At 50.8% G+C, this 9,348-nt stretch carries 9 protein-coding genes; 7 read left to right on the top strand and 2 right to left on the bottom strand.

Annotation, left to right across the window (positions count from 1 at the left end; translation table 11 throughout):
• Positions 1 to 52 precede the first annotated feature (52 nt).
• Positions 53 to 2,362 (bottom strand): NACHT domain-containing protein, encoded by a 2,310-nt coding sequence (locus ACFE7X_RS07410; protein ID WP_375435035.1) that lies wholly within the window; start codon positions 2,360 to 2,362, stop codon positions 53 to 55.
• Positions 2,363 to 2,644: 282 nt separating this feature from the next.
• Between ACFE7X_RS07410 and ACFE7X_RS07405 the strand changes: the two genes are divergently transcribed.
• Complete coding sequence (locus ACFE7X_RS07405; protein WP_375435034.1) at positions 2,645 to 3,526, top strand: DUF6602 domain-containing protein; 882 nt, start codon at positions 2,645 to 2,647, stop codon at positions 3,524 to 3,526.
• Positions 3,527 to 3,699: 173 nt separating this feature from the next.
• Positions 3,700 to 4,296 (top strand): Fic/DOC family protein, encoded by a 597-nt coding sequence (locus ACFE7X_RS07400; RefSeq protein ID WP_375435033.1) that lies wholly within the window; start codon positions 3,700 to 3,702, stop codon positions 4,294 to 4,296.
• Here the strand turns inward: ACFE7X_RS07400 and ACFE7X_RS07395 are convergent.
• Positions 4,265 to 4,453 carry a hypothetical protein gene (locus tag ACFE7X_RS07395; RefSeq protein ID WP_375435032.1) on the bottom strand — a complete coding sequence of 63 codons (189 nt, stop codon included), beginning with the start codon at positions 4,451 to 4,453 and terminating at the stop codon, positions 4,265 to 4,267. The two genes, ACFE7X_RS07400 and ACFE7X_RS07395, sit on opposite strands and share 32 nt — an antisense overlap.
• Positions 4,454 to 5,215: 762 nt before the next feature.
• On the opposite strand from ACFE7X_RS07395, the gene ACFE7X_RS07390 reads away from it, so the two are divergent.
• The 5 genes from ACFE7X_RS07390 to ACFE7X_RS07370 all read left to right on the top strand — a co-directional run bounded on the left by ACFE7X_RS07390 (position 5,216) and on the right by ACFE7X_RS07370 (position 9,334).
• Complete coding sequence (locus ACFE7X_RS07390) at positions 5,216 to 5,779, top strand: hypothetical protein (RefSeq protein ID WP_375435031.1); 564 nt, start codon at positions 5,216 to 5,218, stop codon at positions 5,777 to 5,779.
• Positions 5,780 to 6,313: 534 nt separating this feature from the next.
• Positions 6,314 to 6,898 (top strand): Crp/Fnr family transcriptional regulator, encoded by a 585-nt coding sequence (locus ACFE7X_RS07385; protein ID WP_375435030.1) that lies wholly within the window; start codon positions 6,314 to 6,316, stop codon positions 6,896 to 6,898.
• Between the two features lie 168 nt (positions 6,899 to 7,066).
• Complete coding sequence (locus ACFE7X_RS07380) at positions 7,067 to 7,591, top strand: ester cyclase (RefSeq protein WP_375435029.1); 525 nt, start codon at positions 7,067 to 7,069, stop codon at positions 7,589 to 7,591.
• Between the two features lie 52 nt (positions 7,592 to 7,643).
• Positions 7,644 to 8,591 carry a VOC family protein gene (locus ACFE7X_RS07375; RefSeq protein WP_375435028.1) on the top strand — a complete coding sequence of 316 codons (948 nt, stop codon included), beginning with the start codon at positions 7,644 to 7,646 and terminating at the stop codon, positions 8,589 to 8,591.
• A gap of 56 nt (positions 8,592 to 8,647) precedes the next feature.
• Positions 8,648 to 9,334 carry an alpha/beta hydrolase gene (locus ACFE7X_RS07370; protein ID WP_375435027.1) on the top strand — a complete coding sequence of 229 codons (687 nt, stop codon included), beginning with the start codon at positions 8,648 to 8,650 and terminating at the stop codon, positions 9,332 to 9,334.
• Positions 9,335 to 9,348 lie beyond the last annotated feature (14 nt).

Genomic DNA, 9,348 nt, shown 5'->3' with positions numbered 1-9,348 from the left:
CCATAACAAAAGAAATATACGTCCTTCTTCTGTCCGTCATCTCTAGACCACCTCACTTTTCTACAAGTTCTTCACGTCCGTTTTCGTTTGGCAGTTGCAAAGCGACGTCCCCAGGATGCTGTCCTCTTTGAGAGGAAATAAAATAGCGTAGTCCAGTTCCTTGAATAATGAGCGATATAGCCTCCCGCACAGACCTGACATTCTGTGAAAATACCCAATCACTTAAGAGTATAGCAGTTAAAAGACGTGGGTGGTTCAAGAATTTGTATTCATCAAGGCTTGCAAGCACTTGAAGCCGATCGATAAGGGAAGGCAACTCTCCTTTGCTATAACATCCAGCAAAAAACCTAGTCACATTGAGCCAGTGGAAATCTTTTGCAATAGCGTCGAATATATCAGGTTTCGTACCGGGTTTTACGTCGCCGGCTGGAGAGTAGGCAGCAGACTCGTACAAATACTTTGCTGCGAAAAATTCTCTCAATGGCTGAACTTCAAATTCGTAAGTACCTTGTACACGAGAAACTAATGCCACTACTCTCTCAACCATACCACTGAGTAATTTCTCGGCTAAGTCTTCGTTTCTGCCTTCTTTCTGCAAGTATTTTATTAACAGTTTCTTCAGGTTTTCAGTCGAGATGCTGCCATTGCCCTTTTTTAGCTGAGTCTCTGAATGTAAAAACCAAGCGACGTATTGATGGAGCTCGATAATTAAGTCTCTATGGTCACGTATGATTGGACTTTTTTCAGATTCTCTACTGAAAAACAACTCTACATACTGCTCGTAGAGAGACGTTCTTTTATCAGGAAGAGAAGCTCCTCGACTCCTGATAAGCCCTAGCAAAATAGAGAGTTGCATGGGGTTTCTGGCGAGTTCTTTAATGTGGGGCTCGTCTAGCTTATGCCTCAAGATATTCCTGATGTCAGCCTTCTCCTTGCCTTCTAAGTGCCTGGATTTCATCCACTTTTCAGCATAATTATTAATTAACGGCTTGGTAAGTGATCCTAACCGAAAATAGGTGAAGGAATCTCTCGGCATGCCCGGCGAGTTGGCAAAAGCAGCAGGGCGGCTCGTTACAACCGTCTGCAAGGAAGCAGCCATTTCTTTTAGCTTCTTTGTGCCTCGAACTATCTCATCGACAACATCTTTGCGTTGTGAAATTTCAGCAACTTCGTCTAGACCGTCAAAAAGCAACAGTATTGAACTAGTTCTAGCAATGGCATGAAAATCGGTTGTATTAAAATCAGCGTTCCCGGAATAGTAGCCAATCAAGAAGACTAAAAAGGACTCTAGATTCTTTTGCCATTTATCCGGGACTTGTAGTTCGTTTGTGGCATCAAATGGGTGTTTCTTAGAGAGCCAAGTAGCCAAATCCCGCAAATCTACCTTAATGGGCAAATACATCTTGCCGTTCTTGTGGCTTTCTTCTACTTTGGATAGCTCGTCGTCTTTCTCAAGCAGCCGCATTCTGTAAACTTGGGCAACATACTGGGTTATAGTAGACTTGCCTTGCCCAGGTGCTCCCTCTAGTACAATAGAAGGGAATAAGCGTTGCGCCATCTCACCAAGAATCATAGTAGAAGCGCCTACTTCAGCTTCTGAAAGGAACCCTTCCTCGTCCATTATTGGTGCGCGCCTAGCGTGACCAAAGCTGCGATATGAATACCTCCGCATTTCTGGCGTTGATTCAACTAAAGGAACGTCAATAAACAGATCAAGCAACTTGTTTTGTAACTCAACCTGTTTGAACTTAACTTCCTCGTCAGCAAGAAATTGCTCTACTAAAAAGCTTTTGATAGTGCTTATTCTACGCTCTTTGTGCTCTCCCATGCCGTTTTCGATCAAACTGCGCATGATATCTGGACCGGTCATGACCTGAGGATAACTCCACTTGACGTTCCAAGCATCATCCAACCTTCGGTTGATGTCGTTTCTCCACCACACAAAAGCAGGGCAGGGCATGTGCAGTTTGAGCAAAGCGGCTACCTTATCAATGGAACCACTACCAGGATGTGCAGTTCCAGGAACATTTGTGATTAAGATAAACTGCTTGACTCCTTGAGGGATTAGCTTGCCGATTTTCTTGGCTTCTCCTTTTAGAATGTCTTCAAGCCATGCATGTGCATCAGTTACGGCCAGAGGTTTTCTTACAAATTTGATTTGGTAAACTATTGTTTCTTCTTGGGAATCAATAGAATGTCTGACTTTAGCAAGAGATTGTACGAATCTAATTGAAGTAGCATCGCGTCCACCGTCTGGCTGAGCAACTGGAAAGCATTGAACATTCGGGTGCTCTCTGATTAACAAAGCCTGCGCTAGGTGTTGGAACTCTTCAGGGCCAAGATTTTCCAGTTGATAGTCCATGGTTGGTCGTGAGGTCGAAGCTAAGATGTAGGTTTGGGAGCGATATGTTTGGTCAAGCCTTTGACGTTAGGTTAGGAAAGCCACGACTAGTGCGAAGTAAGCTATTACTTTCTTCTGCACAGCGGCGGTGGTATAAAGCGAGGTGATTGCCTTTTCTCGCTCTGCTTCAATAGACGCTTAAGAAATGCGTGAGATGACTTTTGGAAAGTTGAATTATTGAACCTTATCACCTCGCTTTATACCACCGCCAAAAGACGGACAAGACACTACAAACTCTGACCAATGGCGTACATTGATTTCTTAGAAAATATTACTGCCAAAGTCGATTCGCTGGTTAACGAAATATCAGCCGAATATAACTTCGACTTAGGCCCTGAATTTGAAATAGTCTTTTGTAGGGTTCTAAGATTTCTGCTACCTAGCAAGTATGGTATCTGCCGAGGCTTTATTGTTTCAAAAGATGGTCAGATTGCAGGGGACGACATCATTATCTACGACCAAGAACGGTTTCCTACGCTTCGCTTGCTAGAAAATAATAGGTTTGACCAGAAACAAAAAATCCCTGTCGAGGCCGTCTACGCTTACATAGAAGCAAAGCATACCTTATGTATAGAAGGCGACGGTGGTCAAAGCTTGTCGAAGGCTATGAATCAAGCAGCGGCAGTCAAGCGTTTACCTAGGGAGCGGGTGCCATTTAATCAAGTAACGCCCCAGATGTCAATAAATGGACTAAGTATAAAGAGGGCTGATGGTTGGCCTAGCTGTCATAATCCTCTCTACACCGCTATCATATCTAGGCACGTGAGATTGAAGGAGAAGGGTGGCGTCAGTGAGGTAGATTCCTTTTTACCCCACCTCAAACTTTACTGTGGAGAAACTGCATACCACGCGAACAACCCCGATTTGATTATAGCAGGCGCAAATGCTGTAGTGTTACCTGCTGTTAAGAACAGCTTCAAGTCGCCTTTCTCGATAGAAGCCCTAACCCATCTGGAAGCCATTAAATCAGATGGTCAAGCTTTCGCAGTCGGTCTGCTGAGCATGATGTATGCATTTGATTCGATTGTCTTAGGTACTATCCACTGGCCCACCATTTTAGCTTCCGGCCTTGGTATACCCCTGACCGATGGAGGTGTAGATACTTATGCTAATCCAATAAATTAATGACAAGGCACCTCTGGGCAGACAGGTAGATGCAGAATTCGTTAAGCCGGTCGCAGGTGAATTCATTTCAACGGGTGCCAGCAGCGGTGCAGAACGGTACAGTAACACTACCTGCGGCTGCCACAGTGGCGACCGCGCCGCCGACAAGCTAAAGAACTCATAACCCAGGAACAATGAAATACTCTTCCTCCGACGACGAAGCCGAAGTGCTGCCCAATCTATTGGGGCTGTCGTCATTGGAGGAAGTGCAGCAGGTCGAAACCGAAGGCTTCCTCCTTGCCGAGCAGAGCTTGCTGGATGAGCTGCGCGAAGACGAGCTATTTGACGTCGCCTACATTCGGGAAATTCATCGGCGCGCCCTTGGCCGGGTCTACAGCTTCGCAGGGTGCTACCGCACCGTTAATCTTTCCAAAGATGGGTTCACTTTTCCGGCTGCTATGCACTTGCCCCAAAGCATGGCAGATTTCGAACGAAGCATGCTACGGCCATTGCCCGACACTTGGCCCGATGCCGCTTCGCTGGCCCGCGACGTGGCCCGCGTCCACGCCGAACTGCTGTTCATTCATCCGTTTCGGGAAGGCAACGGCCGCACCGCCCGCGTGTTGGCTAACCTCATGGCCTACAAAAACGGCTCGACCAGCTTCCAGTGGGAAGCATTGGCCGAGCCTGAAAGATTTAACCTGTATGTGCGGGCAGTGCAAGCTGCCGGGCGGCTCAATTACGAGCCAATGGAGGCAGTTATCGCAAGCGTGTTGCCCCCGACTCCTTAGCCGAAGCGCCCACTGTGCTACGCAGCCGCTTTTCATCGGCTCTGATGCCTTCCACGCGAGCCGAGCCCACGGCATTACGCACCAACATTTGCTGACGCTCCGCACCATCCTGCAGGTGTGGGTAACGGTCTACGATTCGTTTACCGGTAGCTTTCATAATCATTGGGGTTTCTGCATTTCTATAACAAAGTACGCATAATTATCATTCCTGGCCACCGTAGGTGGAAGTAAACGAACAAACAGTTCGTCATGCCGAGCGTAATCGAAGCACCTCTACTGTGGTAGTAATTAATGTTACTGCAACCAAGCAGAAGAGGAGACACTAAAGAGCCAAATGTTCTTTTGTCGGCACCTTACTACTTCGCACAGCTCACAATGGGTTCTATGGGTACAGACATGTATTTTGGGCTTTGGCAAGCGCTATAATAGCCACTAAGCAAACGAAAGGATGAGGCGTTGCCACCCTAGTGACGGCTCTTATTCGGACATCTTGTAGCAGCGAAGGCTAAAGGTAGGATAAGATGCTCTAGGCAGGTTCAAAAAGCTAGGACCAAAAAACGAAGTGGCTATTCTTTTTTGAACCGTCTTATTGAACCGCGCCTGCGAGAGTATTTGGCTTAATCACCTGCAAACAATAGTAGGACCTGAAACCAATGATATTTTGAGCTTTTACTAAGTCCTCAAACTGTCCGTTTTTACTAAACCACCTCATATACTAACAAACGTTCTAAGCAATTAGTGGCGCTTGGTAGCAGCAGGATCTAGGGTAAAGGTCAAGCTAACCTGATTATGCAGAACTACTATTGCTCGACTATAGGAATCCAGGCATGCCAAGCTTTAGGTTAAGTACTTGCTCTTAAAAGCAGGGTTGTAGTTAGTACTTAAGTTATATTATATAAAAAATTGGTTATTTGCGGCTATGAAATCAGTTTACATTTTCTTGTTTGCTTGTTTGCCACTTGTTGCTTTCACTTGTGCGGATTGGACAACGTTCTCAATAGATGATCAATTCGCCGTACAAATGCCAAGCCAGCCCAAAGAAACGGATCTGGGTAAGGCAAGCACCAAAATTCCTCAAACCATAAAGGTGTTTAGTGCTCAGGACGCCGCCGGAACATACATGCTCATGCGGCTCGCGGCCACAGACCCACAAGCGAACATGCAGAGTGAGAGTAGTCGAACTGCCTTTTATGATGGCCTGATTAATGGACTGTTGAGAGGGCAAAATGGGGTCCTCTTGTCCCGCACAACTTTCTCAACTGCTGGTGGTGAAGGGGTAGACGTCAAATACAGAGGGCTTGACAAAGGCACTGGCAAAATGGGGATTAAGTATAGCCGAACGCTGGTACTAGGAGCAGTGGCCTATTCCTTAAGCTTCTATTCGCAGGATAGGCAAGATACGACGGGCATTTCAGGCAGTGAGTCGCGTAAAAAGTTCTTTGAATCAATTGTAGCCAAACCTGCCTCTGTGCCAAAAAAATAGGTAGGTGATTGTAGCAGGCTTATAGGTAACCACGTGACCTTGCAAATTTGCAACAAAAGCAATGTGCCGTCTTACTATATAGGTACTAGAAACCTCAGCGTACTCATATAGCTAACCTTTAGCTGTTCAGGAGGCATAAAGTGAGTGATAGAACGACTTATACTTTGGGTAGCAAGTACACCCATTGTAACCTGAACATGTAAAACCCCTCTCTACTGCATGTAGAGAGGAGTTGTGGCAGCCCCGGCGAGAGTTGAACTCCTGTTCCACTTCTTGAGTACAGGACCTGTAATCATGTCTTAAAATGTCAGATAACAGGACGTTGATTTTGTAGACGGCACCTTGAGACAAGCTGCTACAGTCTAGCTGCTCTAAATAACAAGTAGCTAACACCTAACTATCCATCCACGAAAACGCTCCAATAACCGGACGGACAAGCCACTTGTCTTGTCCTGGAATAAGTTGACAGTTTTTCATCCTTAAACTTGTTCTTATGCAGGCTGGGCAAGATCGCTTTGTTGTGACCTAACGTTTATGAGTCAATCAACTTCTGATGAATTACTGCGGGCCCATCTGCTCGCCCGGGTACCACTAACCGATACGGAGTTTGCCACCTTCCGCAGCTATCTCCGGCCCCTGGCCCTGGCCCGGCATGAGCACCTGCTCCTAGCTGGTGACGTGTGCACGCACTTCGCTTTTGTCACCCACGGCTGTTTGCGCAGCTATTCCCTTACCAGCCAGGGACACGAGCACACCCTGCAATTTGCCCCCGAAGACTGGTGGATCTCCGACCTGTACAGCCTGCTCACCCGGCAGCCTAGCTCAATGAACATTGACGCGCTGGAAGATTCCCAGGGGCTGCTACTTGACCAAGCCGACCTGGAAGCTGTCTATGCCAAGTGCCCCATTTTCGAGCGCTATTTTCGGCTCCTGATGCAGAGCCGCTACGTCGTACTACAAGAGCGCGTAAACGCGGCACTAAGCCAATCAGCGGCTCAGAAATACCAGCATTTCGTGCGCAAGTACCCAACAATTGTGCAACGGGTGCCTCAACACGTGATTGCCTCCTACCTGGGCATTACGCCCGAGTCCTTAAGTCGGGTGCGGCGGCAGCTCTAGCGGCAACGACAGCAAGCAGGCTAGGCGGAAGCGGTACCTGCGCGAGGAAGTCGTCCGTGACCAGGGTTCCATTTCTTATCCTATGATAATGCCCACGGGTTGGGCTTGGGGGACCTTTGTCTTGTTCTCTCACGGTGAGAGGATCCTGACAAATGCTTGTTTTTCCGCATGAAAAGAGTTCTGTTGCCCCTCGCCTTGTTCGTTGCCTCCTTTACCGCAACCGCCCAGAAAACAGTTACCAAGCCCGCCACTAAGTCGGGCGACTCGGTAGCTCAGCATCTGAAAACTTTTGACGAGCTGGACTACGACGTGTTCAGTAATGAAAAGTGGGACCGGCTGCACGAAAGCCACGGCCAAGACATTCTGGTACACTGGCCTGACGGCCACACCACTACCGGTATTCAGCAGCACATCACCGACCTGAAGGCCATGTTCGTGTACGCCCCTGACACGCAGATCAAGCAACACCTCTTCCAGTTGGGCCAAGGCAACCTGACGTCCGTAGCCGGCGTGATGACCGGCACTTTCACCCAGCCCATGCCCACCGGCGATGGCAAGTTCATTCAGCCCACGGGCAAGAAATTCAGCTTGCCCATGTCCACCATCGGCGTGTGGAAAGACGGCGTAATGGTCGAGGAATACCTCTACTGGGACAACCAATCCTTTCTCAAGCAGCTCGGGGTGGCCCAATAAGCACGTCCTGTTGTCACTTTACCGGCCCTTATGGGCTACCTACTCTGCTTTTATGACTACTGCCCTGCTTTCGTATTCATCGCTGCCCGCCGAGCGCATTGGCGTGCACCCGCCGACCGAGCTGCCGGCGTCCATCCGCCTGGGCACTGTGCACCTAGCGGTCGCCAGCATGGCCCGCTCGTTGGAGTTTTACCAGCAGGTGCTCGGCTTTGCGCTGCTCAGCCAAGTGCCGGCCACTGAAAGCCAAGCTGCCGTAGCAGAACTCGGCGTGGCCAGTAGCCCGCACGTGTTGGTACGGCTGCAAGAGCAATTCAATGCCCGCCCGATTCCGCGGCGGGGCCGGCTCGGCATTTACCACCTGGCCGTGCTGCTGCCATCCCGCGCCGATTTAGGTTGCTTTCTGAAGCATGTACGGGCCCTAGGAGTGCCGGTAGGCTCCTCGGATCACAATTACAGCGAAGCCACCTACCTGACCGACCCCGACGGCTTTACCATCGAGGTATATCGGGACCGGCCCCGCAGCGAGTGGCAGGTGAGCGAAGAAGGTGAAATCCAGTCGGCCCTTGACCCGCTCGACGAGGCCGGGGTGCTGGAAGCAGCCGGCAAAACCCGCTGGCAGGGCCTGCCGACTGGCACCACCATCGGCCACCTGCACTTTTATACCGGCAGCCTACCCGAAGCGGCAGCCTTCTACCACCAAGCCCTGGGCTTCGACATTGCAACCTGGCGCTTGTCGGGGGCCCTGTTCGTGGGAGCTGGAGGCTACCACCACCACTTGGGTCTGAACGTGTGGGCGGCTGGTTCGCCGACCGCTACCGACGCCGATGCCCGCCTGCTGCGCTGGGAGCTATGGCTACCTGATGCCGCCTCCCGCGACGCGGCCGCTGCCCGTCTGCAAGCCGCTGGCTACGCCGTGGACCTAACCTCCGAGGGTCCGATTGCCACCGACCCCTGGGGCATCCGCGTGCTGCTGGGCGCGGAGGCGCCTTCCCAACATTGAGTTACCGGCCCTGGCTGTGGCTGGTTGTTTTTCTCTTGCTAATTCCAACTACTTCCATGACGATTGCCGCCACTACGCAGCCTCCGCTGCTTACTGATTTGCCCCTGGCCTACCGGCTAGTAAACCCGGCCCAGGCAACCGGGGCCAAACGACTCTTGCTGCTGCTGCACGGCGTGGGCGGAAACGAGCTAAACCTACTACCCGTGGGCGAGCAGCTAACCGATGCCCACAGGCTGGTGCTTTCGGTGCGGGCTCCGCTGGTATTTGGCCCCATGGGCTTTGGTTTCTACCAGGTTGATTTTTCGTCGGGCAAGCCGGTCTTCAACCAGGCCCAGCAGCTGGATGGGCGGCGCTTGCTGCTGGGCTTTATGCACGAAGCTTCCGCGAAGTATGGCATTCCGGCCGGCCAGGTGTATCTGTTAGGCTTCAGTCAGGGCGCCATCATGGCCTACGACGTGGCCCTGACTCGCCCGGCGCAGGTGCGCGGCGTGCTGGCTTTCAGCGGCCGCATGCTGATAGAATCGCGCCAGCACCACGCCCCGGCCGCCGACGTGCAGCAGGTGCACTTCTTCCTCAGCCATGGTCGCCACGATGATAAGCTGCCCGCCTTCTATGCTGACGAGGCCGTGACGTTCCTGCAAACTCTAGGCATCACCCCGCACTACAAAGCCTTCGAGGGCGGCCACGAAGTAGCGGCCAGCGGAGTAAGCGCCGCCCACCAGTGGCTGGCGCAGCAGCCCTAATGCGGCGACCAGAG

The sequence above is a fragment of the uncultured Hymenobacter sp. genome (assembly GCF_964242765.1).
Taxonomy (GTDB): Bacteria; Bacteroidota; Bacteroidia; order Cytophagales; family Hymenobacteraceae; genus Hymenobacter.
This window is presented reverse-complemented; position numbering and strand designations above follow the sequence as displayed.